The sequence below is a fragment of the Cylindrospermum stagnale PCC 7417 genome (assembly GCF_000317535.1).
Taxonomy (GTDB): domain Bacteria; phylum Cyanobacteriota; class Cyanobacteriia; order Cyanobacteriales; family Nostocaceae; genus Cylindrospermum; species Cylindrospermum stagnale.
On the sequence record NC_019757.1, the window covers coordinates 1,323,744 to 1,347,903 of the forward strand.

Genomic DNA, 24,160 nt, shown 5'->3' on the forward strand with positions numbered 1-24,160 from the left:
TTAAAAATCCTGAATTTAGCTGAACTTTTAATGTGTGAAAGCAAAATATATTATCAATGTACAAGCACAAATGCTAGGAGAATTTTATGCCTCAGGTCTTGGAAAAAATCACTCGTTCTTTTATTAAACCTGCCTTGTGTTTACTGTTAGTTTTTGGTTGTCTGTTTGGTTTTACTGCTGGAAGCGAAGCTGCTGCTGTTGAAACCAATGCATTAGTCCAAGTCAATCCCCCTGGCGGAATACAGAGCCTTTTATCTAGCTTAAACGTATCTAATCTTCAAAATTCCATCGACTTCTATCAGAACAAACTTGGGTTAATACGTAACACAAAATTTGATACCGATGATTGGACTCAGTTTTTCGTCATAGGCAAAGAATCAATTAGCCAGATATCCCCAGCAACACCTCAAATTGGGCTTTACCAAGGTAGCGTAAAAAGTGACAGTACATCTGTTCCTACAATCATTGTAAATGACATAGAACAATATCGTGACTACCTGCTAGACAATGGCATCAAAGTAGGGGGTATTATACCTATTGAAGTTGCAGGGGGGAAGGTAGGACTGAAATTAGCGTTCTTTACTGACCCAGATGGTAACAAATTGACTATTAGACAAAACCTGATTTAAGAAAAATTACTTAGACATTCTTCTTGAAATTCGCTTTGTCAGTGAAAGGTGCTGAATCTGGTAATTAAGACAAATTATTACCTTGTTCCAATCCCCTAATTTTAATTAGGGGATTTCTATTTAAAATTCCGAATCTTGCAATTTGCTACCACACATAGCTAAAATACTTATTACATCAGTCTTTCAGCATACTTCGTCGCCCCATCAGTTCCATCTGATGCTGTATGCGATCGCCTCCAAGATACCAAACTAGATACCAATGAACATGAAATGGATGTTTTTACTTTAATTATCAAATTTCGACACCTACTTACTTGTTGATTATTTTTAATTGCTGCTTATTGAGAAACGAGTATACCGATTTTTAAGCATATGCAAATAATTTTAAACTTTTTATACCAAAAATTACGAGAGTCCTATTTGAGTTGTGAACTTACTCATGGATGCAAAAGAAATCTTTACAGGGAACGGGAAACAGAATTTTCTCGAAATTACTTAGAAGCAAATAGTATAATTGAAGCTAGAAATATACGATTATTTTAAGTAATAACCCTCAGTGACACTTTATGGTGCGGGATGTGACTTAAAAATCTATAACTGTGTTTATAAATTAATTTTTAATAGGAGTTAGATTTTACGTCATACATGATATTCTCAGTAATAAATAACCAAATTTTTCAAATGAGCGATAAATATTTACCTTTACTTGGAGAAAAGCCCTTGAACGTAAAACCGGGGTGCAAGTTAATCAAACAACTCAGGATAAATAAAAGCTTTCACTCTAGCTCATTATGGCTTTTCACTTAGATGAGGCAATTAAAATTGCTAACCAAGCAGTTTCGGCAAAGTTCTATAGAAGCTTAACTGATGTTGAGATAATTGTACTTAAAGGAGCTTGGGAACGAGAAGAATATGACCAAATTGCAGCTAAAAACCAGTACGCAACAAGTTATATCAGTCAAGATATTGCGCCCAAGCTTTGGAAATTACTGACAGAAGCTCTAGGAGAAAAAGTTAAAAAAAGTAATTTTAAGGAAGCCTTGAAACGACATTGGGAAAAGGAATGTTGGGATAGGCAATTTACATCTGAATATTACTTACCCAACCCAGAATCAATAACTGTTAAAGGCAAACAGGGTAATAATACCCTTAAAGAAGCTGCATCTCCGACCTATTTAACTCAAGCTAAACAAAATTTTCCGGCTCCCGAATTGTATGTGGAGCGTTTTGCTATTGAATTGCTCTGCTATGAAACTCTGTTGCAACCTGGTTCCCTGATTCGGGTCAAAGCACCTAAATTAATGGGTAAAACCTCGCTCATGGAACGGGTATTAGCTAAAGTGGCAAAGGAGGGCTATCGTACAGTCAGTTTAAGTTTAGAGATGGCAGATCGGCAAACTCATCTCACTAACCTGAATAAATTTTTACGCTGGTTCTGCCTCAATCTTAGCCGAGAACTTAAGCTACGCAATCAGTTAGATGAATATTGGGATGAAGAAGGTATGGGTGCTAAGGTAAGTTGCACAACTTATTTAGAAGAATACCTCTTGGCAGCAGCAGATAGTCCTCTAGTTCTATACTTAGATGATGTGGATGCACTTTTCCCTTATCCTGAAGTTTACGAAGACTTTTTTGGGTTGTTGCGTTCTTGGTATGAGAAAGCCAGAAGCCGCGCAAACTGGAAAAAGCTGCGATTAGCGATCGCACATTCCACCGACGTTTATATCCGCCTGAATATCAATCAGTCACCCTTTAATGTGGGATTACCCATAGAATTACCAGAATTAACTAAAGAGCAAGTGCAGGAATTTGCACAACTATATGGATTAGCAGCAGATTCATCTTCAGTAGATCCATTAATGCAACTCGTAGGTGGTCATCCTTATTTGTTGCAGCAGGCATTTTCTCACCTCAAAAGTTATCCTGATATCACTCTTGAGCAAATGTTAGCCGAGGCTAGAACTGACGCAGGTATTTATCGCCATCATTTAAGACAATTTTGGTTGAGTTTACAACAGGAACCAAAGCTGATGGCAGCATTTGAAACAGTGATTTCTTCTACTGAGCCAGTGAGATTGGAAACAATATCAGCTTATCAGTTGCAGAGTATGGGTTTGGTGAAGCTTGCGGGTAATGAAGTTGAGCCACGTTGTCAGTTGTATCGTAGTTATTTTAGTGATGTGATTGGGAGTTCAGAAGGTGTCTGACGCTGAAATTATTCAATCTCCTCCAAAAAAAAACCGACTTTTTTAATAAGTCGAGGTTCTAATTCTTTTTATTTTCACAAATCAGATAGGATTGCCATATAGCAGTCCCTAAAAAAGGCGAGGAGCGATTGCAAGTCAAATCTATTACAAAAGATAAGCGATCGCTATTTTAAGTTTACGAAATCGCATCTAATTCTGCTATCCAGGCATTAAGAGTTTCCATGTTTACACCTAATTGACGTAATGCTAAGTCTAGGCACAATTTTCCGTTGATACCAGGTTTATAGCAAGCATTTATCAAGTCCTTTTTTTTCTGTTTTATATCAGATATTAGTAAAACAAAACATGTTTTGCGGTCTAGAACAGTATTTTCGCATACATTGAATAAGCTTTCTTTCTTATTCGGTTTCTTCCATGCTTCTGCGAAATTTTGAAAAATAGAAGCTAAACCTTCTTCTGTATTGCTTATCTGTGGATCATAATCAGAAGCATCAGCAAGTAAATTATTTGATTCTCCTAAATCCAGTAGTCTCAACGTAATATTTTCAGTAGGGAACTGCACTGTAGCGGCAGGAACTATTTCCTGGGAAAGACTATTAGTTGCAGCAAAGGTGCTTGTTGTCGGAACTACCCACAGAAAAATTGCTAGGAGTGCGATCGCGAAACGACCAGCATAGGCGATCGCTATCTTGCAGTATGTACTCATTTTCAAGGCTTTTCCTGAAAAAATCTGAGGTAATTGCTTGAATATTTTCATGACTCTTCTCCTTTGTTGATGGGTAGGAGCGTTCGCTACGCGAACGCTCCTACCGATGTACTTCAGCTACATAGAATATGCTCTCAAGGGTAAGCTTCCAGCGTGAGTAAGTTACTAATCAGACTAGAAATATTACCCTGAACTCCAGATTTTTGAAACACGCCGTTCTTTTTACTCGTATGGTCCTGAGCAAGTACCTGTGGCACTGCAGCAATAACAAACACAACCTGCGCCTAGTTGCACTTCGCATCTAGGCATCCAACCAGCTGGACAATCATTCCGGGTTACAATACAGCCTAGACCCTTCGCATGACACGCACAAGGATTAAATACGCTGGCTTGAATTCCACTACTCATGGCGTACGTTGCAATACTCAAATTCCTCTGAACAGGTACTACTTGAATTGGAAGTTTCATGATTTTTTTTCCTGATTTTACTTGTTGAATTTTGCCTAACCCATACCACCAGATCGCGGTACGTGTCCAGCTTGGATTGGAACTTTCATCACTGCTTATCCTTGTGTGAACTATTTAGTTAAAGCTTGCTTGTAATCAGGGCAGAACAACTTATTAACCTAGTTGGCAACTGCAAGCTACATCTTTTCATTAGCTAGATACAGACCATGAACGAACGGAACCGATCGTCACCGGAATCACTTCACTAACATCAACGGTAAATCTGTAGACCTTTCCAGATCTGCGGCTATCCTCTAAATTGAAGAACTGTAGGGTCACATCGTAGCAATCGGAGCCAGCTCGACAGATAGGACTCTTTGTGACTCCAATGCTGTTAAGTCCTAGCTGACTATCTACTGCACTAGCCAAAACCTGTGTTACCTGAAAAGCATTTGTAGCTGAGAAGTTAAGCGCCCGTTCCTGTGGTGTCACACCTAAGTTGCGGTATTCATAATAAATCCGCTCTAGATATTCTCGAACTTTTGCGGTCAAATTCTCCCGCGTTTGTGCTGGGTAAGCTGCCACCAATGAATCCATTAAAGCTGGAATTGTCCAACTGTAGATGCCCCGCAATTCTGGGACAAGAACAGGAACAGTTTGACCAGACATCAGCTTGATACTACCTGTAATCCTTCCCGGAACTGAGATTCGCTCTACGCTATCACCCTCTGCCAATATCTGACGCAACCTGTCATAACCGAAAGTCGCATAAGCACCCATAGGGAAGATCGCATAAATTGGTGTAGCATCCAAGCTGAGAGTCCAAATTAGTGATTGTGCTTCATAAGGATTCTGATCTAGATAGTCCGACAGACTTGAACCCGGAGGGATGGCTTGGATAAAGGAGTCTCGACGAGCTTCAGTGCTGTAATCTATCCCCAGCGTTCCTAGTGCATAAACTATCTGTATCGCTGGTGTTTTTTTGGCATTTTCTGAATTGGCATTTTCGGCACAGGTGGTACATTCAGAAGGAGCAACAGATGAAGGAACTACATTAGCTGAAGCTGGCTGTAGGTTCATCATTGGTATTGAGTAGCTGGATTCTTGCAAATTTGGTATTTGCATTACTGGCTCTGTTAGTTGGTTAATCACTTCTTGCTCAATGTTGTTAACTTCGCTTGGTTGAATCATGACTTCTTCTTGATTAGACATTTGTTGTATTCCTTCTTTTTTAATTAGGGCTTCTACCCCAGCGATATTCAGACTTCCAACTAAACAGCGTCGGCTATCTAAACTTTTTTGTAAGTTGCAAGGCAAAGCAGTCTTGAGAATGGCATCACGAATAGCGTGGGGGTCAGGCTTCTGGCCTCGTTGCAGTTGAATACTGAGCAACAAGGCAACAAGTCCTGATACAATAGGAGTTGCAAAGCTAGTACCGCTTCTGGTAGCAGTTCCACCACCTGGGATGGCACCTAAAATATTTTCCCCAGGAGCGAGGATACCTTGGGATCTGTAAACCTCACCCCAGTTGCTAAAACCGATGGGGTTTCCAGAAAAATCCATTGCACCAACTGCCAATACCGACTCCAAAGCAGCAGGAACATGGAGACAATCACAGCCATCATTGCCGGCAGCCGCTACAATCAGAACATTGTTGTCGGCACAAAGGCGGACTGCATTAGCCAGTAACTTATCTGACTCAGATGAGGCAGCTAACTGACCACCGCTAATGTTAATGACATTGGCTCCCTGCTCAACCGCTTGGGTGATGGCTCGTGCTAAGTCAATCTGAGAACAGGGGGTAACCCCACCTTGACTCCCATTTGTAAACACGGGGACAATCAGCCCACGACACCCAGGAGCAATGCCACGAATAGGGCTGCCATGTTGACCAAATATCACGCTGGTAACGTGGGTTCCATGCTGAGAAGCTGTTCCTTGGTCTGCGACACCAGAAACTAGAGTCGGTAGCCGAGTAAACTGGGCACCATCGAAGCATGGGTGAGACTGATCAACTAATCCGTCAAGAACAGCTACGCAGATGCGGGGATTGCCGAGAGATTCAGCCCAGAGGGATTGGAGTCCGGGCAAGGCTGTAATGTCACTGAAGCCAGCCACTTCTGCTGTTATCTGTGATACACCATAACCCATTGGTTTGTTGTTTGTTTTTGTGTTCTTCGTCACAATTACTATCCTGCTCGGCTTTGCAATTCAATAATTCAGTTAAATTCAGGACATTAAAAAATCAGCAAATTCAGTTAGAATCAGTTGAATTTCGTTAAATTCAGTATTCAGGAGCATAGATGCAAAAATATATAACTAAATAAAGTTGTAAGTCTCTTAAAATTCCAATGTTTGCCAAACTCAACCCCACCTATCAGCCTGGTCATAGTCTCCCGCAAAAAATCAGCAAATTCAGTTAAATTCAGTTAAATTCAGGTATTCAGGAACATAGATGCGAAAATATATAACTAAATAAAGTTGTAATTCTCTTAAAATCCCAATGTTTGCTAAACTCAACGCTACCTATCAGCCAGGTGGTAGTCTTCCACCTGATGCACCTACTTATGTAGTGCGACAGGCGGACACAGAACTTTACAAAGGATTACTCGCTGGGGATTATTGCTATGTTCTCAACGCTAGGCAAATGGGGAAGTCTAGCTTGCGAGTGCGGACAATGGATAAGTTGCAAACTCAAGGATTTACCTGTGCAGAGATTGAATTAAGCGGCATTGGTAGCCAGCAAATTACCGCACCCCAATGGTATGGGGGGATTATTCAGGAATTAGTCAGCGGTTTTAAGCTACAAATAAATCGGCGCAGTTGGTTAAAAGAACGTGATGATCTTTCTCCTCTTCAGTGCTTAAATCAATTTATCGAAACGGTATTACTGACGCAGATTCAGGAAAAAATTGTTATTTTTATCGATGAAATTGATAACGTGCTGGGTTTGAAGTTTTCCACTGACGAATTTTTTGCCCTGATTCGCCACTGCTATGAAAGTCGAGCTATCAAGCCAGCCTATAGGCGATTGTCTTTTGCTTTGTTGGGAGTAGCTACGCCTTCAGAGTTAATTCAAGATAAACACTATTCTACGCCTTTTAATATCGGTCGAGCTATTGAACTTCAAGGATTTCAAATCAAAGATAGCGAACCTTTAGTAAAAGGATTAATAGGAAAAGTTAGCAACCCGGAAGCAGTTTTAAAAGAAGTTTTATATTGGACTAGCGGACAGCCTTTTTTGACTCAAAAACTCTGTTGGTTAATTGTTAATCACTGTAATAACAGCACAGAATTTTCTGCACCTCAAGATGGTGAAGAATCGCAGTGGATTGAGCAAATTGTGCAGAACCAAATTATCATAAATTGGGAAAGTCAGGACGAACCAGAGCATTTAAGGACAATTCGCGATCGCCTACTTCGCAATACTCCCAGAAGCCAACAATTATTACAGCTATATCAGCAGATTATACAAGAGGGAAAAATCCCGGCTCAGAACTCCCCTGAGTATTTAGAATTACGTCTATCGGGACTTGTCAGCCAACACCAAGGAAGTTTAATAGTCAAAAACCCAATCTACGCGAGAGTCTTTAATTTGGATTGGGTACATGACAACCTGACAATAGAAATCTCTAATTCTCAGATAGTTACCGCTAATTCGGGGTTGAACAGGCACAAAGATATGGAAGAAAGCGTCTTTGTATCCCATATTAGCCCTGTGTCTATTGACAATATGGACAATTCCCTCAATTCTCCCTGTTACCCAAGTGGTGCAGTTCCCCTCAATTCTCCTTTTTACATAGAACGAGCCGCAATTGAGAAGCAAGTTTATGAAGAAATTAAAAAACCTGGAGCTTTAGTACGGATTAAAGCACCTAGAGAAATGGGTAAATCTTCTTTGCTACTGAGAACTTTGGATTATGCCACTCACCAAGGCTACCACACTGTTAGCTTAAATCTAGAGCAAGTTGATGATGTAATTTTGAATGATTTGAATAGATTTTTGCGCTGGCTATGTGCCAATGTTACTCGTCAACTTCAGCTAGAACCGAAGTTAGAAGACTATTGGGATGAAGATATCGGTAGCAAAATTAGTTGTTCTCTTTATTTTCGCAATCATCTATTAAAACAAATTGATACTCCTTTAGTTTTAGCGTTGGATGAAGTCAACTATATTTTTGAACATCCTCATGTAGCAAAAGATGTTTTACCTCTGTTTCGTTCTTGGTATGAAGAAGCTAAGAGAGAACCAATTTGGCAAAAATTACGGCTGATTATAGTTCACTCAACTGAAATTTATGTTCCTCTCCAGTTAAAGCAATCTCCCTTTAATGTAGGATTGCCAATAGAGTTAAGCAGCTTCAGTTTAGAGCAGGTACGGCAGTTAGCTCAGTGCTATGGACTTAATTGGACTGATGGCCAGGAAGCTACAGAACTTATGGCTATGCTGGAAGGACATCCAGCATTGGTACATATGGCTATTTATCATCTTAGCCGGGGGGAAATGACCTTTGCTCAATTCCTGGATACAGCAGCTACATCAAAGGGAATTTATGCTTATCACTTGCAGCGTCATCAAGTAACATTGCAAGAACAACCTGAATTAGCGAAAGCGTTAGATAGTGTGATCAATGCTCAACAACCGATAACATTAGATTCGCTGATGACTTATAAACTAAGCAGTATGGGGCTGATCAAACATTTAAAAGATCAGGTGATACCAAGCTGTGAATTATATCGCCAGTATTTTGGCTCCAAAAACAGCGAACTATAGAAGAAATGGTAAACACTTTCGTTGTTGTCAAGAACGACTTTAAAACCGGAGATAATACATTAATTGCGCGATCGCTTCCCCTGATAATTCCAAGCGTTGTTGAAAATCAATCAAATTACGGTAAGGGCCAGCAGCCAGACGGGTTTCCACCACTGCTTGAGCTAGAGGTAAATCAATAAAGGGAACTTGTGCCAATTTCTCCACCGTGGCTGTATTTGGGTTGACTAACAGCGCCGGTTTATCTAGAGAATCGTCATCATAATAACTAAAACTCAGTAGGGCATTTAAGGCTGCCAGTCGCTGTGCGGGGATACTCAAAGCCGCAGCGATATCTTCAATACAATAAAATTTAACACCAGACCGTGAAAGTTCTACAAGCGATCGCGCTTGGTGAATCGACAACCCAGGTAGACGCAGCCAATCATCTACAGTAGCAAGATTTGCATCAATACGAATGCCCAGTTTTACCGCCAGCTGGATTTCTTCCCCAGACTGTAGTCGATAGTAGGGATCATTGAGCAGCTTGGCGCGGAGTTTTTGTAATTTGAGATTCAAAGGTAGCCAGTTATTCATGATTATCGCTGATGTCAAGAAATCTGGTCTAGCAACTGGCGGCGCTTTTGCTCAAATTCATACTCAGTGATCAAACCATCTTGACGAAGAGCATCTAACTCACGCAAGGCATTAGCCATCGCTCCCACTTGATTACTTGTTTGCTGAGAAATTTTTACCGCCGACTTACCCAGATTAAAATGACGATCAAAAGCTTCTTCATCTTGAGCCAAGTACCAAACCCCCTCAATAGCACTAGCTACCTTGGGGATAGGCGTCCAGGAAAGCAGTACATACAATATTCCCCACAGCGGCTGTCCCAGATAAAATTTATGTAATCCTGAAATTGTCAGCGTGCCAGAAAAAGCTAAAATAGCAGCAACGCTTCGGCTTTTTCGCTTAGTTAACATAATTTCCAATTAATCTACCAATACCATAATTTCTCAATTCAGACAGCCATAATAGCAAAGCTTGTTGATAAATTCAGCATGGCCAAATTCCTACTTATTGGCAAACATACCATCCATTCTAACCAACGACCCCACCATGGCCTTCAGATTCTTGCTAGGGACTCCAGCAATTTTGGTGATTAATCTAGGAGATATCAACCAAATAACCTGACTAAGCCAAGACGAAACACTCTTGTTCGATAAAAATCGCATCTACCAACTATAGTTATCACGGTGTGAACTGATTGGAGTCACCAGCAGAGAATGCTGCATTGAGTTTTAATGATAACTCTAAGGTTTTAAAGGATTATGCCGTGCTGGGAATTTCTGTGAATGCTGATGAGCGGCAAATTTCCAAACGCTATCACGTTTTAGCTTAAACAGTAGAAGCCGCTCACCTAGCCGATAGGGAGGTGATGAGATGAATACGCGTGAGTGACGAATTGCCCAACGAGCTTTCATTAAGCGCAGCTTAATCAGTGTTGTTGGGCGACGAGGAATGAACATTTAAATTCCTAATATATTCACGAATAATATCTGTTTTGGTTCTTCCTGTTTGTTTTGCGTATTGCTCTCATATTTCCATCTCCAATTGCTCTACGCGGACATTTAAATTTACTTTTACCATTGGCATTGTAATGATATTTCCATTACAATAATAGTAGATGGCAAAGCCGTTCGCGAAGCGTGCCGTAGGCATAAATGCTGGTCATCTCTAAGCTGTACCTTGACAACTCAGAGTATGGGGTTCTACCCAGTAACAGACACTTCTGTGTCGCCTTCTGTGGGTAGGTAAAACTCTGACAGTACAAAGGCTAGAACAATTTTTGTACTTGTTCAACTGTGCGTCGGGGCATCTCGTGCAGTATAAACAAAGCTCAGTTAATGTCCGACGGGATACCGGGAGTCACTGAGAAGCCCACACCTACAGCTTGCTGAGGTGTGGGAGTATGTCACCAAAGTTGCTGCATCCCGATAACTATAGCAAAACCCACAAGCCAGACCAAGAATTAGCCAAGGCGATATTTACCTGTTTGATCAACCAACCGATTACGAGCAACGGAAGCAGACAAAACAACGCCTCAGCGTGATAGCGGTGTTGCGATTAGACGCCAGCGAATTAGAGCAGCGGAAAACTTCGTCTTTTCAAGAGTCTGTAGCAGAAAAACTGAAGACCATGTCTGCACAGCCAGCTGAGTTATTTTATGAAGAGGCAAACACATCTTAATAAGCTCAATCCCCAGCACCCACTAGCGTTGAGATACACCGCCAAAATGAAAATTATCCCAGGTGAAAACACCAAACCCCAATCAATCGCCAAAGCTTTGGGTATCGCTGCAATATTTAAGCACATTTTTATCTAAGAAACGGTAAATAAGTCAAGTGTTGAGATTTCGGTAAAAAACCGTACTCAAACCGAAGTTTATTCCCTAGATTAGTCTCCTAGACTAAAATAAAACTACAAGCTACTGAGTGGCATCACTCAACTGAGTAGAAGCAACATGGGATTCTTTGACTCGGAGATAGTTCAGCAAGAAGCTAAACAGCTGTTTGAAGATTATCAAGCGCTGATTCAGCTTGGCAACAACTACGGCAAATTTGACCGTGAGGGCAAAAAGCTGTTTATTGAGCAAATGGAAGCCATGATGGATCGATATCGCGTCTTTATGAAGCGCTTCGAGCTATCAGAAGATTTCATGGCGCAAATGACTATACAGCAGCTCAAAACTCAGCTAGGTCAGTTTGGCGTCACACCGCAACAAATGTTTGAGCAAATGAATGTCACCCTCCAACGGATGAAGGCGGAGCTAGAAAAACAGACCTAGTAACGCTTTCTCGGCATTAAAAATTCACAATTAAACATTAAAAAGCTGATGAAGCAGGCTTTTGATAGATTTTGAATGGTAGCTTTATTTCCGCCGTGATGTACTAATCAACTTGAGATTTGAGATTTTAGATTTTGGATTGGCAATAAATCCAAAATCTAGAATTTGCAATGTGAAATTATTGGGATTTGGGGCGGGGAAACTGGCTCGGAGACTTGAAGTTCTCCACCGCTACACCCTTCATTGCCTTCTGCATAAAATCACGCCAGATGGGAGCAACCATTCCCCCACCCGTTGCACCGCTAGCTAATTGCCTGTTGTCGTCTCTTCCTACCCAGACAGCAGTCGCTAACTGTGGCACAGTACCGACAAACCAGATATCCTTTTCTGAGGAGGTTGTTCCTGTCTTGCCAGCAGATGGGCGATCTATGGCGGCACCCTTACCAGTACCCTCAGTCATTACCGATCGCATAATATCGATAGTTGCTGCTGATGCCCAAGGATCGAGAACGAGCTGGGGTTTAGGCGTATTGTCTAGCAACACATTGCCACTACTGTCAGTCACACGGACAATCACTGTCGATGGTGACTGCCAGCCATAATTGGCAAAGGTAGCATAAGCACTAGCCATTTCCAAGGGGGTAACGCCAATAGCACCTAGAGGCAAAGAAGATACAGGTTCCATCGGACTCATAATGCCCAAAGTCCGGCAGGTTTCGATCACTTTATTCATCCCCACAGACTTACCAAGCTTAATCACGGGAATGTTGCGCGATTGTGCTAGAGCAGTGCGAATTGACATTGCACCTTTAAAGCTACCGTCATAGTTTCTCGGAAAGTACCGACCGTTACCATCTGGATAGCTAACTGGGGAATCGAACACCGTTGTATCTGGAGCAAACTTACCAGTAGCAAAAGCAGTATAGTAAACAAAGGGTTTAAAAGAAGAACCAGGCTGACGTTGAGCTTGGGTAGCCCGGTTGAACTCGCTGACTTTAGGATCTACGCCACCCACTAGGGCTTTGACAAAATGTGTGCGCGGATCAATTGCCACCAAAGCGATTTGATTCCTCGATAACCCATTACCTCGGAGTCTTTCATGCCACTTACCGACAGTTTCCTCTGCCATTTCTTGGAATCTGGCATCAACTGTAGTTTGCACCCGCATCCCGCCTTTTAGCAGTGCTTCGCGCCCAAATTTTTTCGCCAACTCCTGAGCCACGGTATTGGTAACATAAGGTAAGGCACTACCTTGAAAAGACCTGATTCTACCAAGTTTGATTTCTTGCTTGAGGGCGTTGTCGTACTCTGACTGGGTGATCCAGTTCAACTCCAGCATCCGTCTCAGCACTTCTTTTTGTTTCTGTTTTGCCAGCTTCATGCTCGCAAACGGGCTGAATTCTTCTGGTGCTTGGATCAAACCCGCCATCATGGCTGATTCACCCAAGGTTAAAGTTTCCGCTGACTTGTTGAAGTAGCTGCGTGCTGCTGTTTGCACACCATAATTGTTATGACCCCAATAAACTTGGTTGAGGTACATTTCCAAAATTTGGTCTTTACCGAGAATTTGCTCTAACCGAATTGCTAGCACCGCTTCTGCTATCTTCCGGGTAAAGGCACGTTTTTGAGACAAAAATAAATTTTTCACCAACTGCATGGTGATGGTAGAGCCACCCTCTTTTACACCACCTGCTACCCAGTTGACTACCACAGCCCGCCCAACGCCAGTGGGGTTAATCCCGTGGTGATCATAGAAATGACCATCTTCGCTGGCTAATACGGCTCGTTTGAGATTTGGGGAAATTCTATCTAGAGGTACAACTTCCCGGTTAGCTTCCCCGTGGATACTCGTTAAGAGTTTGCCTTTAACATCATAGATATATGAAGTTTCTGAGGGAAAAAAGTTACGTAGTTGTCTCACATCTGGCAAATTGCGGAAACTAATGGCTAGGCCAACCAGTCCTCCGGCTACAATGGAACTTGCCAACATAGTGATTGATAAAAGAGTACTGCCAGTTATCTGACCTACCCCTTTCAAAAACTCAAAACCTGATGAAGCCCGAAGTTGCGGCTCTTTGTCTTCAAAAGTCCTAGACGACACGGCGATTCCACTTCCTCACTTGTAAATATAACTGTAATTCAATCCAATGAAGTCAGACGGTTAGTTTTTTGATGATTATATTAGTTTGGCAGATGAAAGAACGGACAACTTGCCAGTGAACATAACCAACTTAACGAATAGTACTGAAAACGTAGTTTATAGCGAATTTCCGAGTATGGCGCTAAATTTTTCTTGGTTGCGTCGTGGTATAGCAGAAATTTTTCCTCAACCCCATGATGCTGACAGTGAAACGGAAAGTCTAGAAAAGCGGTTGGCGAATACGAACCGTCCTTTAAGAGTCAAATTGGGTATTGATCCTACAGGTGCAGATATTCATCTTGGTCATAGCATACCTGTCAGAAAACTGCGAGCTTTTCAAGATGCAGGTCATACGGCAGTTTTGATTATCGGTGATTTTACGGCACGCATTGGTGATCCAACGGGTAAATCTGATGTACGTCGTCAGCTAACAGAAGATGATGTGGCCCTGAATGCCCGGACTTATCTCGACCAAGTGCGCCCTATTTTAGATTTTGACACACCTGGACGGTTAGAGGTGCGCTATAACTCCGAATGGCTTTCCCGGTTGGATTTGGGGAAGATTTTGGAGTTACTTTCCACGATGACTGTGGGACAGATGCTAGCTAAGGAGGGTTTTGCAGAACGCTATAAACAAGAGAATCCTATTTTCCTCCATGAGTTCCTTTATCCGCTGATGCAGGGTTTTGATTCTGTCGCCGTTGAGGCTGATGTGGAGTTAGGCGGGACTGACCAAAAGTTTAACATTGCTGTGGGGCGAGATTTGCAACGCCATTTTGGATTAAAACCTCAGTTTGGTCTGCTGTTGCCAATTTTGATTGGCACGGATGGAGTGCAAAAAATGTCTAAATCTTTAAACAATTATGTGGGTTTGGGGGAGCATCCTTCACAAAAGTATCAGAAGTTGCAATGTGTGCCAGATAATTTACTGTCACAGTATTTTGAACTATTGACAGATTTGCCTTTAGATAAATTGAAGGAAAATCCACGCGATCGCCAAAAACATCTCGCTTGGGAAATTGTCAGACAATATCATGGGGAAGAAGCGGCTAACGAGGCTCAAAAAGCGGCGGAATCTTGTGGAGAAGAAGGTACACTTCCCGAATTTTCATTAGCTGAAGCTGAGGTACAGTTTCCGGCTAAGTTGGCTTATGTACTTTGTTTGAGTAAATTGTGCAAAAGTACCAGCGAAGGTAAGCGGAAAATCCAAGAGGGTGGGGTGCGCTTAGATGGCGTTAAAATTACAGATGCAGATACAACCTACCAACATCCTAGCGAACTACAAGGTAAAGTCTTACAAGTTGGTAAAAACAAGTTTGTCCGACTGACACCCTAAAAAATTCAAAATCCAATATTTCCGTAGGGCTGGGGACACCCCAGCCAAACAGATAAGATTTTAGGACTTACACAATAACTCTCTCATACCTTCTTACTTCTTCCTTTGTGACCTTCGCGCCCTTTGCGGTAGCCTACGGCACGACCTTCGGTCTACGCTTCTTCAATATTTCGCCTAATTCCTTGATCTGTATAATTTATCCAGCCCCCGTACACTGCATCTACAAAACTTAAAATTGAAAAAATGAATCCGAACGAACGAGTTATTGTTCCTTTAGATGTACCAGATTTAGAAAGTGCGATCGCACTTTTAGATCAATTTCCCCAAGTTACTTTCTGGAAAGTCGGCTTAGAACTGTTTACCAGCACAGGCCCGACAATTCTAGAAATCCTCAAATCCCGACAAAAGCAGATTTTTCTAGATTTAAAATTTCACGACATCCCCAACACAGTAGCTGGTGCTTGTCGGGCTGCATCCCGTTATGGAGTAGATTTATTGACAATTCACGCGACTTGTGGTACAGATGCTTTGAAAGCGGCAGCGGAAGCAGTGCAAATTGGTGCAAATCAAGCAGGTGTCAAACCGCCCAAACTAATCGCCATTACCCTGTTAACGAGCATTTCTGCCAGACAGTTGGCATTTGATTTAAAAATCCCCCTAGAATTGCCAGAATACGCTTTAGAGATGGCACTTTTAGCCCAGGAAAGCGGGTTAGATGGCGCAGTTTGTTCACCTCAAGAAGTAGCGCAATTGCGGGAAACTTGCAAAGATGACTTTGTGCTAGTTTGTCCGGGAGTGCGTCCCACTTGGGCAGATAAAATGGATCAAAAGCGATCGCTAACTCCCAAACAAGCCATACTTGCAGGCGCAGACTATCTAGTAATCGGTCGTCCGATCACCGCCGCCGCCGATCCTGAGTTAGCTTGGCAGAGAATTTCTGAGGAGTTAAGCGCCATCTCATGAAAGCAAGCAGCAGGAATACAAATTATGGCTTGTGGTTTGTAGCTTGTAGCTGCTGGGTTTTAACATCCAATAGCCTTAATTATCCTGCATACTCCCAGAACCTCACCCCATATCAGAGCAAGGGGGAAAATGAAAAGATCAAAAACTCCTGTTCAGAGCAAAATTTAGAAACATTAATAACGCAATTATTGCGGGATTTACCCAACTATAGTAACCGTGCTACTCAACGCGCACGTCGTTTGAGCAGACGTGTTGACCTTTTCAGTTATATGCTAGTTGCGGGAAGACCTGAGTTTACGCCCTTACCCTTAAACCCTGGTGGTGAAAGCGCAAATGAGTATCAATCTGAAGGCGTAGAGCAAGTTTTCTTTACTACCTTAGAGCGGCAGTATATAAATAAGAAAGCGGTAGAATTGCAGCAATTCCACAGGTTATTTTTAACGAAAACTACAAATGGCTGGGCGTTGGTGATGATGTATACTCAAACTGGTTCTTATTCTCAAGCACAACCGCCATCACCGCCACGGGATAGTAGTAACAGTGCAGTAGCTCAAGGTGTTAAACTCTGGTTACGCGATTGTCAAGCGGGAAGTATGCGCTCAAATAATTCAAAAAAATTATCGCTTTTCGGTAAATAGTCACTTTTCTATTTTTTTGCAATAATTCAGGGCTATTCTCAAGATTGTTGCTAAATATTATCAATAATTTAACGAGTTTACGTCTTCTCAGCCATTGATGTTGACTCTTGACTTTTTTGTGATACTATATATTTAAAATCCAAGGGCTTTTTATAAAAACTTTTCGCCCATAGGCATAAAAATCTAAACAGTGGAAAAATCGAAGCGATTATCTACGAAAAAGATTGTGTGTGATGTGGTTCTGTATCCGCTTTGCAGAAATTGAAGCAAAAAGCGCACTAGTGTAAAATTGTTTAGGTTTTACACAAACAAAGCCCACCTCCGTGGGTTAAGAAAAATTTTAATCCCCACCACCATCGCAACCGCCACCACCGTCAGAACCCCCGCTATCGCAGCTGCTACCACTATCATAGCTGCTACCACCATCATAACTTCCACCATCTCCAACAAACCAAGTATCACTGCTGCTTGAAGAGTCGCTAGAGTAATAATTTTTTCTTCTAGGAGATGAATTGCTACTGCTAGAATAAGCTGCTGACAAGCCCAAAACGGCTAAACTTACCAAAAAGATTATGACTAATAAGCCAATGAGAACTGACATAGTTTTCCTGCTTTGGTAATGTATCCAAAATTAATCAGTGAAAAGAAGTCTCACTATAAACTTCAGTTTCATCAGCCGTTATTCCGGATTTCATCAAACTTAGCTCGTACCGCCTGTATATCCTGCCACATTAACCATTTTGGTGAACCCTTTTCTTTAGAAGGATTACGCAACAAGTAGGAGGGGTGGAAAATTGGCATACACAAACGCCCTTCCCACTCTAGCCACTGTCCACGAATTTTCGTAATTCCTCGCTTATCGCCGGTGATACCTTTAACAGCAGTCGCACCTGTTAATAAAATAATTTTTGGGTCAATTAGGCGAATTTGTTCTAATAAATAAGGTTTGCAAGCCGCTATTTCCTCAGGTGTGGGAACTCGGTTTTCTGGAGGGCGGCATTTATTGATATTGGCTATATATATATCATTTTCTGTAGTTAGATTCACGGATGCCAAGATTTTATCTAGCAATTGACCTGATCTACCCACAAATGGTAAACCTGTTTCATCTTCGCTTTGTCCTGGAGCTTCGCCGATAATCATGATTAGCGATCGCAGATTACCGCGTCCGACAACAGCATGGGTGCGAGTGTTTCCCAAGCCGCAACGGTGACAGTTATTGCAATGCTGTGCTAACTCGGTGACATTAGCATAAGTTCCAGGAGGAATAGGAATTTTGGCGTTTGTGGGAATCAGCTCTCGTTCATTAAAAGTTGAATCCTCAAAGAGGCTGAGTTGGGTTTCGCTCATGAAAGTTGGGATGTTAACTTGGGCATCAGTGGCCTGATTGTGGGCGGTTTTTCTAGAATAGACTTTTGCGGAATATTGGGTATTTATATAACTCTTACAAATTAGCCGATAGGCGTAAAGCTCAGTCACGAAGAGTGCTGAGATATAAGCGACATTTCGGCAGGCTCAATGCATCGCTCGTGCAGTTCGACAAGCTAGCTCACTGACCACGGTTTTAACCGCATTCAAAATTAATTTTTGGTACAGGGCGTGGTATAATACGATTGTACCACAGGTAGAATAACCGCTAGCACAAATGGATAACCAACCCCAAAACGACTGGCTAGGAAACAATAATGGATAGTGGGTAGCGAGTAAACCACAATAAACAAAGCTAGGATACCAACGCGCATTCAGACCAGTGAACAACACTATTTATTGATTGTAAAAAGTACCGTAGGGCATACGGGAACTGGAGAAATGATTCTCTAACGCTTAGGGAGATGAAGCCCACTGGGGTCAACCAAATTAGGCTAGAAACTTTGTTCAATAAACGGGTTTCCGGTTTAAGTATTGCCGAAAGGATGGATGATTTTAAGGTACGTCGATGAACTAAGAATCGAGCGTGTCTTCAGACCTGAGAGTGTCAATTTAACAGTTAATTTGTACTAAATTCGAGTGATGAGCAAAGCAATGCCGCCCTTGAATAAATTGGCGCAAGTGGAGACATGAGGAATGCTCCTGTGTCTCTAGCAATCCCAGCGGAAGGGGGAAGTGGGAGGATTTTGGGTTTTGGATATTTGATGCTGTGGAAATTTAAACTTTGAATTATTTTTTCCCCTTTGCCTGGATGCTTGGCGCCGCTAAATATTCGTAGATCACCCTTGCTCGTATTGTATGGCTTTGGCATAATCACCCAAGGCGTAACAAGCGCCCTTGAGGCTAGCAAGGGATTGTTCTTCACTGCGGCGATCTTTCATCTCCCTAGCTAACAGCAAGCGTTCTTCATAATATTTAATCGCTTTGTTATAATCACCTAAAGCTTCACAAGCAACTCCTAAACTGCCTAGAGACTGTTCCTGACTACGCTTGTCTTGAATTTGTCTGGCTAATTGCAACCGCTCTTCATAATATGTAATGGCTTTGGCATAATCACCCAAGGTATAGCAAGCATGACCTAGATTTTTCAGTACCTGAGTAGCACTGCGAGTATTGTTGAGGGTGCGTGCTAGTTTGACACACTGTTCATAATAGGCGATTGCTTTTGGGTAATCGTCCAAAGCGTACCAAGCATTACCGAGATTTTTCAGTACTTGTTCTTCTCCCCAGTTGTCTTTGAGTTCCTGTACGATTTCTAGGCTTTGCTGCTGATATTCGATCGCCTGTGTAAATTTGCCTGAGGCTTTATACACTAATCCCAGATTATTCAGTGCTGCTACTTGACTTCGCTTGTCTCGCATCTGCTGAGTCAGTTTCAAGCACTTTTCTAGAAACTCAATCGCTTTGTCGTATTCATTCAGATGACGGTAAGCATTACCTAAATGCGAAAGCACCTGCATCTCCACTAGCAAGTCTGATTGATCATTTTTCAAGGATAGACACTGCTGGGAGTAGGAAATAGTACTTTTATAGTCTCCGATGGTGTAAGCTGTCAGTGCTAAAAAAGCCAAAACTTGGGCTTGTCTTTGTAAATCCCCAGCTGCGCAAAATAATTGCAGGGATTGTTGTAACGACTTCGTCGCCGTAGTTAATTCACCAGCTTGTTGCTGTTGAATGCCTTGCTGCATTAGTGTGGTTGCTACTGATAATTGGTGATCACTTTCCTGTGATGGTGGCATTTCTGCTTCTGGATCTGAGCCGAATTCATGGGTAATTGTGTTGCGCTTCACTGGTTTCAGGTGTGTTCTAAGTAGTTAAAAGGGAACTGTATCTTTTGAGCCATTATTCCAGCCGTCTTTCGATATCAACCGATTATTTTTCAATTTAGGAATAGATTTAGTCTTCCCAAAACCAGAATATATATCTCACTCATTAGCTAGTGATTAGCCTTTTGTTAGTGTTGATTCATCATCAGATTAATCAGGAGATTGAATATGCAAAGACGCCTGGAACCAGAAGTTATGGATAGCCTGGAAGAAGCGATTGAGTATGACGCCATGGATTTTACCGAGGTAAATACCACCTTTGCAAAACAAGCCATCGCTCTTGTGCCAACAGAAGAAGCTTTGGTGTTAGATGCTGGTACTGGTACTGGACGAATTCCGGTCTTAATGAGTCAAATGCGTCCGCAATGGCGATTCATCGCCATTGACTTAGCTGAAAATATGCTAAAAATTGCCGCACAACACTGGCAGCAGACTAGTTCGCCACAGCAAATTCGTTGGGAATTGGTGGATGCTAAACATTTGCCTTATCATGATGAACAGTTTGATCTAGTAATCTCAAATAGCCTGATCCACCATTTACCCGAACCATTACTATTTTTTAGCGAGTTAAAACGCGTCACTAAACCTAATGGCAGTATCTTCATTCGAGATTTATTTCGTCCCGCTGATGAGGAAACCATAAATGCCTTGGTTGATAGTATTGGTGTTGAATATAACCAGCATCAAACAAAATTATTTCGCGATTCTCTCCATGCCGCTCTCACACTAGATGAGGTGAATCAGTTGATTTCTGAAGTGGGTTTACCAAGAGTGAAAGTTTATCAATCAAGCGATCGCCATTGGACTGCGGAACAAAGTTGAATTTCTATTGACTGCTACCCTCCCAGAATGCCTACCGCCCTACATTCACTAATTTAATTGCCGTATTTCTACGCTATTCTCAGTGTAGGCTATTTTCAAGGCAGTTACCAGAATTGCGGAGAGGGGTAACTGGGGAAACTGCCACCGGGAAAATGCGATCGCTTCCAGCGGGGCGTAGCCCATCGCCTCCGGCGGGCGCTCCGCGCCATCGCTCTTAGTGCGGGCGCTTTGCGCCATTGCGGGAACGGGTGCTGTTGCCCAACCCACCGCGCCAAAGGCATAGTGGAGGCTGGCTAATTCCAGTCAGCCTCGGCAACATACGCACCATCGCTGGGCATCATGCTCCATCCGTGTAGTCCTCCCCATTCCCAAATCAAGGATGTCGCCAAAGTACCATCCCAAATTATTAAAAGTTTTGCTCCTGGACGTTGTCAGCGGAGATCCTCCAAGAAATTAATAGTGTTTTCAGTGTCCCCTTTCTTCGCCGACCGGTGGCATTCCCCAACTTCTTGTCGGAGCATGTCTAAATTTACGATTATTGGCAGTAAATACACCAACGCTGTTTGGCGGGAAGAAGATAGCTTTCCCCGGATAAACGGGACAACCAATTTATAGGTGACAAAAGACAAATTCACATTTGCACGGAAGTCCTCAATAGCAATCGGGTATTAATCCAATAAAAATATTCCTTAAGTCTAGATTTATATATGCTCTAGGTACGAAGTTATCATGTCGCCAGTATTTGAGAATATAGTGGTGGTATGGTGCTCCACACTCAGAATTTTTTGTTTTGTCAGTATAGATTTGGATTATTATGATCCGAGATTTGATTTTTTGCTTACAAGAAGCAACAGTATATTTGATCTTTAAGAAGTCCTGGCTACCCAAAGATCCTGCTGAATGTTTCGTGAATCCTCCCTGTGGGTGTGCTAATCCTGGTAAAAGTCTCAAATGTGAAGATTGCCCCCATCTTGAGGCTTGTTTATCTAATATCAAGCTCCAAAAGCCTAGACTAAGTAATTCAAAATTCGTCTTAGAAACTTGGGACAGACCCAAAGCAACACCGTCTACTTTCGGCAAAATTCGTCTGAGAAAGTTGGGCGGAACCCAAACCGACACCGCCAACTTTCGGCAAAATTCAAAATTGCCAAATATACCCGTAGATGTTGGTGTACAGGTTGGCAAAGATAGTAATGCTCATGTCTCAAAAAGTTAAGCTAGCAAACTAGCAGAATTCACATCCAAAAATAAGGTTGCTTGGGGTTGTCGACGCAGAATAGAAGCCGGACACTCTGTAGTAATATCTCCAGACAATATTTGGTTTACAACCTTGGCTTTACGTGTTTCTGGCGCTAGGCAAATAATTTTTTTGGCGGCACAAATCATGGGAATAGTCACAGTAAAAGCATATTTTGGCACAGATTCTAGATTAGAAAAATGCCCTGTGTTGACTTGTTGCTGACGGTTCACCATATCCAGTTTTACCAGTTTCACACTGTCTGGGTCTTGAAAATCTGCCACTGCTGGATCGTTAAAAGCCAAATGTCCATTTTCACCAACACCGAGACAGCACAAGTCAATTGGTTGAGCTTGCAGGAGTTTGGCGTAGCGATCGCATTCTGCCACAGGTTGCAATGCATCACCAACAAGATAGTGAAACTGTTTCATTGACACCCGCTGCTCTACATGCTCCCGCAGATAACGCCGGAAACTGGCAGGATGGTCAGCAGTAATACCCAAATATTCATCTAGATGAAACAAGGTGATCCGTGACCAGTCCACACCACCCAAGGTGATCAAAGCATCGAGGAATTTGAGTTGAGAATTGCCTGTGGCTAATAATACAGCGACTGTATCTTGTTGCTTGATCAGGTTCTGTAAATAATTCTGTGCGATTCTGGCAACATCCTGCGCCATATGGGCATCATTGTTGTAAATCTGCACCATCAGATCATCGACACGAAAAAATTTTGTCGCGGTTAACATTTACTTACACAGAAAGTTAACTATCCAAAAGTAACTTGAAGCCCATTGCCAAAATCAAAGACTGAAAAATATCTTTTACTTTTTAAAGTGTCTCTGGTGGGGCAATATCTCCTCCGGCACTGATACCAGTACTATTAGACTTAATCCCCGGTTTAATAGTTGCTTCAGTCTTTTGGGGTGACTGTTCAGGGGATAAAGCAGCAGGAATAACCACATCTGATTTTAGTGCTCCTTCGCTGTTTGCTTGCTGAGATATCAAAGACAATCCTCCCACTGCACCAGCAACAAGGGCTGTATAGCCCAGATACAAATGTATTGGGTGAATCTCCAGTGCCAATACTCCAGAAGTTTTTTTGGACTGATGCCATGAAGGCAAAACTGATTTCACCGAATTGGTTGCAGGTAAAGAAGCTGCTAAAATTGTGCCATTTACTCCCAAGGCATTTCCCATAACGCGGATAAAACCACGAATCAAGACATCTTCTGGCAATAAATCTAAATTACCATTCTCCACTGCTTCCATGTGATGGAGAGATATATGAGTATAAACATAAAGTTGGGCCAGTGAAAGATTTTGAGCTTCACGTGCAAGTTTTAGTTGTTTACCGATTTGATGCAGACGGGCTAAACGCTGGTTGGCTTGTTCAATTGTGTCCGTTTTTTTATTCCAAGGTAACCTGCTCGTTTTTGTTCTCTTTAAGGCTTTGTCTTCTCGGCTACTTGCTGGATATACGGCTGTATTTGCTACCTGGAGTTTAGACTCTAATGGCAAATTGCCTTCGCTAGGATTTAAATTCCCTGCTTCGGGGTGTGATTCAATACTTGTTAAGTACTGTGATGCGTCGCTAGATTGTTCTTGTTCTACTTTTGGGGTAACAGCAGCATCTACATCTAGCTGTGGGTTAATATCTGCAACTGTTTGATGCTGTCGCGCGAATTTCTGAAATGCTAAACCAATCGCTTCTCTGCCTACAGCTTTAAACAAAATTTTGGCTTTTTCATCGGAAGAGCCGAGCAGCTTTTGCAAAATAGCTAACGCTTGGCGATAAACTTGACTACGGTGTAGTTCTACTTCTATTTCACCCAGTAGCGATCGCAATTCATCTTGAGATATTTGAATAGTCGGATTTCCCGGAAAATTTAACAAGTATACAGGTGTCATAGTCATGATTGAAATCTCTCCGAGCTGAGAGCTTGAGCACAGAGTGGTTCTACCTGTATTATTTCTTCTAATGTTGGCTACAATATCCGGATTATTAAAAGCATGTTTTAAAAAGTCATGCTGTTCGCCTAGCGTGCCGTAGACATACCTAGCACGGCGTAGTCAAGCATCTCTGACTGACAACTCAAACCCCAGATTCTAGAAGATGTGGCACGATGCTCGACGAAGCGCCAGCGACCGGTTCCGCTTTACTCTAGGCAGAACGACAA

23 protein-coding genes are annotated in these 24,160 nt (G+C 42.2%); 11 read left to right on the forward strand and 12 right to left on the reverse strand.

Annotation, left to right across the window (positions count from 1 at the left end):
* Positions 1-86: 86 nt before the first annotated feature.
* Both CYLST_RS05480 and CYLST_RS05485 read left to right on the forward strand, forming a co-directional pair.
* Positions 87-629: a VOC family protein gene (locus tag CYLST_RS05480; protein WP_015206713.1), complete on the forward strand. Its 543-nt coding sequence runs from the start codon at positions 87-89 to the stop codon at positions 627-629.
* A 791-nt stretch (positions 630-1,420) separates the two neighbouring features.
* Entirely contained in the window at positions 1,421-2,836 is a 1,416-nt protein-coding gene (locus CYLST_RS05485) for an AAA-like domain-containing protein (protein ID WP_015206714.1), read from the forward strand.
* 175 nt (positions 2,837-3,011) lie between these two features.
* Here CYLST_RS05485 and CYLST_RS05490 read toward each other — a convergent pair whose 3' ends face one another.
* Together CYLST_RS05490 and CYLST_RS05495 are read right to left on the reverse strand one after the other, a co-directional pair.
* Complete coding sequence (locus CYLST_RS05490) at positions 3,012-3,593, reverse strand: hypothetical protein (protein WP_015206715.1); 582 nt, start codon at positions 3,591-3,593, stop codon at positions 3,012-3,014.
* Between the two features lie 606 nt (positions 3,594-4,199).
* Entirely contained in the window at positions 4,200-6,173 is a 1,974-nt protein-coding gene (locus tag CYLST_RS05495; protein WP_245587469.1) for a PatA/PatG family cyanobactin maturation protease, read from the reverse strand.
* A gap of 319 nt (positions 6,174-6,492) precedes the next feature.
* Here CYLST_RS05495 and CYLST_RS05500 point away from each other — a divergent pair, with 319 nt between their 5' ends.
* Complete coding sequence (locus tag CYLST_RS05500) at positions 6,493-8,763, forward strand: AAA-like domain-containing protein (protein ID WP_015206718.1); 2,271 nt, start codon at positions 6,493-6,495, stop codon at positions 8,761-8,763.
* A 39-nt stretch (positions 8,764-8,802) separates the two neighbouring features.
* On the opposite strand, the gene CYLST_RS05505 is transcribed toward CYLST_RS05500, so the two are convergent.
* The 3 genes from CYLST_RS05505 to CYLST_RS35470 all read right to left on the reverse strand — a co-directional run bounded on the left by CYLST_RS05505 (position 8,803) and on the right by CYLST_RS35470 (position 10,271).
* The gene (locus CYLST_RS05505; protein WP_015206719.1) at positions 8,803-9,336 is read right to left on the reverse strand and encodes a ComEA family DNA-binding protein; all 534 of its coding nucleotides are present in this window, start codon (positions 9,334-9,336) and stop codon (positions 8,803-8,805) included.
* A 14-nt stretch (positions 9,337-9,350) separates the two neighbouring features.
* A complete protein-coding gene (locus CYLST_RS05510; RefSeq protein WP_015206720.1) occupies positions 9,351-9,725 on the reverse strand; it encodes an NINE protein in 375 nt (124 codons plus the stop codon).
* 330 nt (positions 9,726-10,055) lie between these two features.
* Complete coding sequence (locus CYLST_RS35470; protein ID WP_015206721.1) at positions 10,056-10,271, reverse strand: hypothetical protein; 216 nt, start codon at positions 10,269-10,271, stop codon at positions 10,056-10,058.
* Between the two features lie 443 nt (positions 10,272-10,714).
* Here CYLST_RS35470 and CYLST_RS34195 point away from each other — a divergent pair, with 443 nt between their 5' ends.
* The 3 genes from CYLST_RS34195 to CYLST_RS05515 all read left to right on the forward strand — a co-directional run bounded on the left by CYLST_RS34195 (position 10,715) and on the right by CYLST_RS05515 (position 11,590).
* Entirely contained in the window at positions 10,715-10,855 is a 141-nt protein-coding gene (locus tag CYLST_RS34195) for a hypothetical protein (RefSeq protein WP_157162532.1), read from the forward strand.
* A gap of 114 nt (positions 10,856-10,969) precedes the next feature.
* Positions 10,970-11,128, forward strand: a complete 159-nt coding sequence (locus CYLST_RS35085) for a hypothetical protein (RefSeq protein ID WP_172642148.1) — start codon at positions 10,970-10,972, stop codon at positions 11,126-11,128.
* A 138-nt stretch (positions 11,129-11,266) separates the two neighbouring features.
* Positions 11,267-11,590 carry a DUF1825 family protein gene (locus CYLST_RS05515; RefSeq protein WP_015206722.1) on the forward strand — a complete coding sequence of 108 codons (324 nt, stop codon included), beginning with the start codon at positions 11,267-11,269 and terminating at the stop codon, positions 11,588-11,590.
* Positions 11,591-11,768: 178 nt separating this feature from the next.
* On the opposite strand, the gene CYLST_RS05520 is transcribed toward CYLST_RS05515, so the two are convergent.
* Positions 11,769-13,691: a transglycosylase domain-containing protein gene (locus CYLST_RS05520; RefSeq protein WP_015206723.1), complete on the reverse strand. Its 1,923-nt coding sequence runs from the start codon at positions 13,689-13,691 to the stop codon at positions 11,769-11,771.
* A 115-nt stretch (positions 13,692-13,806) separates the two neighbouring features.
* Between CYLST_RS05520 and tyrS the strand changes: the two genes are divergently transcribed.
* From tyrS to CYLST_RS05535, 3 genes are all read left to right on the forward strand, one after another.
* A complete protein-coding gene (gene tyrS / locus CYLST_RS05525; RefSeq protein WP_015206724.1) occupies positions 13,807-15,066 on the forward strand; it encodes a tyrosine--tRNA ligase in 1,260 nt (419 codons plus the stop codon).
* A 243-nt stretch (positions 15,067-15,309) separates the two neighbouring features.
* Complete coding sequence (gene pyrF / locus CYLST_RS05530) at positions 15,310-16,029, forward strand: orotidine-5'-phosphate decarboxylase (RefSeq protein WP_015206725.1); 720 nt, start codon at positions 15,310-15,312, stop codon at positions 16,027-16,029.
* Positions 16,026-16,667 carry a hypothetical protein gene (locus tag CYLST_RS05535; protein WP_015206726.1) on the forward strand — a complete coding sequence of 214 codons (642 nt, stop codon included), beginning with the start codon at positions 16,026-16,028 and terminating at the stop codon, positions 16,665-16,667. Before pyrF ends, CYLST_RS05535 begins: the two co-directional genes overlap by 4 nt.
* A gap of 340 nt (positions 16,668-17,007) precedes the next feature.
* Here CYLST_RS05535 and CYLST_RS05540 read toward each other — a convergent pair whose 3' ends face one another.
* From CYLST_RS05540 to CYLST_RS05550, 3 genes are all read right to left on the reverse strand, one after another.
* On the reverse strand, positions 17,008-17,268 hold the full coding sequence (locus CYLST_RS05540) for a hypothetical protein (protein WP_015206727.1): 261 nt from the start codon (positions 17,266-17,268) through the stop codon (positions 17,008-17,010).
* 71 nt (positions 17,269-17,339) lie between these two features.
* The gene (locus CYLST_RS05545) at positions 17,340-18,017 is read right to left on the reverse strand and encodes a uracil-DNA glycosylase (protein WP_041232972.1); all 678 of its coding nucleotides are present in this window, start codon (positions 18,015-18,017) and stop codon (positions 17,340-17,342) included.
* An 857-nt stretch (positions 18,018-18,874) separates the two neighbouring features.
* Positions 18,875-19,885: a tetratricopeptide repeat protein gene (locus CYLST_RS05550; protein WP_015206729.1), complete on the reverse strand. Its 1,011-nt coding sequence runs from the start codon at positions 19,883-19,885 to the stop codon at positions 18,875-18,877.
* 204 nt (positions 19,886-20,089) lie between these two features.
* Here CYLST_RS05550 and CYLST_RS05555 point away from each other — a divergent pair, with 204 nt between their 5' ends.
* Positions 20,090-20,743, forward strand: a complete 654-nt coding sequence (locus CYLST_RS05555) for a class I SAM-dependent methyltransferase (RefSeq protein ID WP_015206730.1) — start codon at positions 20,090-20,092, stop codon at positions 20,741-20,743.
* A gap of 48 nt (positions 20,744-20,791) precedes the next feature.
* Here the strand turns inward: CYLST_RS05555 and CYLST_RS05560 are convergent, their stop codons facing one another.
* Positions 20,792-21,010: a hypothetical protein gene (locus tag CYLST_RS05560; protein WP_041232973.1), complete on the reverse strand. Its 219-nt coding sequence runs from the start codon at positions 21,008-21,010 to the stop codon at positions 20,792-20,794.
* A gap of 640 nt (positions 21,011-21,650) precedes the next feature.
* Here CYLST_RS05560 and CYLST_RS36510 point away from each other — a divergent pair.
* Complete coding sequence (locus tag CYLST_RS36510; RefSeq protein WP_342663868.1) at positions 21,651-21,959, forward strand: hypothetical protein; 309 nt, start codon at positions 21,651-21,653, stop codon at positions 21,957-21,959.
* Here CYLST_RS36510 and CYLST_RS05570 read toward each other — a convergent pair.
* Together CYLST_RS05570 and CYLST_RS05575 are read right to left on the reverse strand one after the other, a co-directional pair.
* The gene (locus tag CYLST_RS05570) at positions 21,956-22,729 is read right to left on the reverse strand and encodes a glucosamine-6-phosphate deaminase (protein ID WP_015206732.1); all 774 of its coding nucleotides are present in this window, start codon (positions 22,727-22,729) and stop codon (positions 21,956-21,958) included. The two genes, CYLST_RS36510 and CYLST_RS05570, sit on opposite strands and share 4 nt — an antisense overlap.
* 82 nt (positions 22,730-22,811) lie before the next feature.
* On the reverse strand, positions 22,812-23,897 hold the full coding sequence (locus tag CYLST_RS05575) for a helix-turn-helix domain-containing protein (protein ID WP_015206733.1): 1,086 nt from the start codon (positions 23,895-23,897) through the stop codon (positions 22,812-22,814).
* Between the last annotated feature and the right edge of the window lie 263 nt (positions 23,898-24,160).

Coding starts and splice junctions, on each gene's coding strand:
- CYLST_RS05480 (WP_015206713.1), top strand. CDS start 87: ATGCCTCAGGTCTTGGAAAAAATCACTCGTTCTTTTATTAAACCTGCC.
- CYLST_RS05485 (WP_015206714.1), top strand. CDS start 1,421: ATGGCTTTTCACTTAGATGAGGCAATTAAAATTGCTAACCAAGCAGTT.
- CYLST_RS05490 (WP_015206715.1), bottom strand. CDS start 3,593: ATGAAAATATTCAAGCAATTACCTCAGATTTTTTCAGGAAAAGCCTTG.
- CYLST_RS05500 (WP_015206718.1), top strand. CDS start 6,493: ATGTTTGCTAAACTCAACGCTACCTATCAGCCAGGTGGTAGTCTTCCA.
- CYLST_RS05505 (WP_015206719.1), bottom strand. CDS start 9,336: ATGAATAACTGGCTACCTTTGAATCTCAAATTACAAAAACTCCGCGCC.
- CYLST_RS05510 (WP_015206720.1), bottom strand. CDS start 9,725: ATGTTAACTAAGCGAAAAAGCCGAAGCGTTGCTGCTATTTTAGCTTTT.
- CYLST_RS35470 (WP_015206721.1), bottom strand. CDS start 10,271: ATGTTCATTCCTCGTCGCCCAACAACACTGATTAAGCTGCGCTTAATG.
- CYLST_RS34195 (WP_157162532.1), top strand. CDS start 10,715: ATGTCACCAAAGTTGCTGCATCCCGATAACTATAGCAAAACCCACAAG.
- CYLST_RS35085 (WP_172642148.1), top strand. CDS start 10,970: ATGAAGAGGCAAACACATCTTAATAAGCTCAATCCCCAGCACCCACTA.
- CYLST_RS05515 (WP_015206722.1), top strand. CDS start 11,267: ATGGGATTCTTTGACTCGGAGATAGTTCAGCAAGAAGCTAAACAGCTG.
- pyrF (WP_015206725.1), top strand. CDS start 15,310: ATGAATCCGAACGAACGAGTTATTGTTCCTTTAGATGTACCAGATTTA.
- CYLST_RS05535 (WP_015206726.1), top strand. CDS start 16,026: ATGAAAGCAAGCAGCAGGAATACAAATTATGGCTTGTGGTTTGTAGCT.
- CYLST_RS05540 (WP_015206727.1), bottom strand. CDS start 17,268: ATGTCAGTTCTCATTGGCTTATTAGTCATAATCTTTTTGGTAAGTTTA.
- CYLST_RS05545 (WP_041232972.1), bottom strand. CDS start 18,017: ATGAGCGAAACCCAACTCAGCCTCTTTGAGGATTCAACTTTTAATGAA.
- CYLST_RS05555 (WP_015206730.1), top strand. CDS start 20,090: ATGCAAAGACGCCTGGAACCAGAAGTTATGGATAGCCTGGAAGAAGCG.
- CYLST_RS05570 (WP_015206732.1), bottom strand. CDS start 22,729: ATGTTAACCGCGACAAAATTTTTTCGTGTCGATGATCTGATGGTGCAG.
- CYLST_RS05575 (WP_015206733.1), bottom strand. CDS start 23,897: ATGACTATGACACCTGTATACTTGTTAAATTTTCCGGGAAATCCGACT.